Source organism: Cupriavidus basilensis (assembly GCF_029335485.1).
GTDB lineage: Bacteria > Pseudomonadota > Gammaproteobacteria > Burkholderiales > Burkholderiaceae > Cupriavidus > Cupriavidus basilensis_E.
This window is the reverse complement of record NZ_JARJLM010000102.1, coordinates 1-1,422: the sequence shown is the minus strand read 5'-3', so window position 1 is coordinate 1,422 and position 1,422 is coordinate 1. Positions and strand designations below refer to the sequence as shown.

The 1,422-nt window shown below is 60.5% G+C and carries 1 protein-coding gene; it reads left to right on the top strand.

What is annotated here, in order from left to right; all coding sequences use genetic code 11:
• The first annotated feature begins 94 nt into the window (after positions 1-94).
• Positions 95-1,120, top strand: coding sequence for an IS110 family transposase (locus P3W85_RS06075; RefSeq protein ID WP_276264112.1), 1,026 nt, complete (start codon positions 95-97; stop codon positions 1,118-1,120).
• Positions 1,121-1,422 lie beyond the last annotated feature (302 nt).

The window sequence follows — 1,422 nt, the reverse complement described above, 5'->3', positions numbered from 1 at the left end:
CCCGTCCCCAGGCTGCGGCGGAAGCCGCGAATTTGCAGCGAAGTGCCATGATGGAGTGTCGAAACTCCATCAACGCCAACAAGAGGGGAAGTCCATGCCAATTGTCACCGTCGGAATCGATCTAGCTAAGAACGTGTTTGCCATCCACGGCGTGGATGAGGCCGGCAAGGCTGCGTTGATCAAACCACGTGTGTCTCGCGACCAGCTCGGCATGCTGATCGCCCAGTTGCCGCCCTGCCTCATCGGTATGGAAGCCTGCTCGGGTGCGCACCATTGGGCGCGCGAGTTCCAAAGGTACGGCCACATAGTGAAGTTGATGGCAGCAAAGCTAGTCGCGCCATACCGAATGTCCGGAAAGCGCGGCAAGAACGACGCGGCCGATGCCGCGGCCATCTGCGAGGCAGTGACACGACCCAGCATGCGTTTTGTGCCTCTGAAGGACGAGCACCAGCAGGCCACTCTATGCCTGCATCGGACACGGCAGGGATTTGTCGAGGAAAGAACTGCGATCTACAACCGGTTGCGAGGCCTGCTCTCGGAGTTCGGGGTGGTTTTACCGCAAAGCCCAGAGAAGCTGCGACGGGACATCACGGCTCATCTGGACTTGCTGCCTGGCTGGGCGCGGCGGTGCGTCAGCGATTTGCTGGATCATGCCGGAAACATTGAGGACCGTCTGGTCGAATACGACCGCGCAATTGGCGAGATCGCCCGAGAAGATGAGCGCAGCAAGCGACTGATGCAATTGCGCGGTGTCGGGCCGACCACGGCCAGCGCCTTGCTGGCCAGCATTGGCGCCGGGCATGACTTCCGGAATGGCCGCCAGGTCGCGGCATGGCTTGGGTTGACGCCGGGGCAATACAGCAGTGGTGGAAAAGCCAGGCTGGGCAGCATCACGAAGGCGGGCGACGCGTATCTGCGCAGCTTGCTGGTTCTCGGAGCCCGTGCGGTGATGGCCAACCTGGGCGACAAGCAAGACCGGTTCAGCCGCTGGGTCAGGAACCTGATGGAGCGCCGAGGTTACTGGCGAGCAGCCGTGGCCATCGCAGCCAAGAATGCGAGGATGGCCTGGGCGGTCCTGAAGTACGGCGATGACTTCAGGCAAGAACCAGTGACAGCGTGATGTCCTTGGCCAATCTACCAACTGCCAGCTCGAAAGCGACAGTATTCATGACATAGAAGATCACTTTGCACTGCCAGCGGTGATGTGAAGCGGGTTGGACCCGCGCGGGGCATGCCTGCAATATTGCATGGGGATGACGATCCCGATTAGCGTGTGAGGCCCCTGCGCGCGTCTTTCATCAGGGTCCGGGCCATTGGCCCAACATGACCGGTTGTAGTGCCGCAGTCCTTCACCTTCTCCACTCGTACCTGCCAGGCAGCGCAGCATTTGGAAATATCTAACCAACGTTGAGCTTGCGTCAT

Excerpts from the sequence above, each read along its gene's own strand:
- P3W85_RS06075 (WP_276264112.1), top strand. The coding sequence starts at position 95 with ATGCCAATTGTCACCGTCGGAATCGATCTAGCTAAGAACGTGTTTGCC.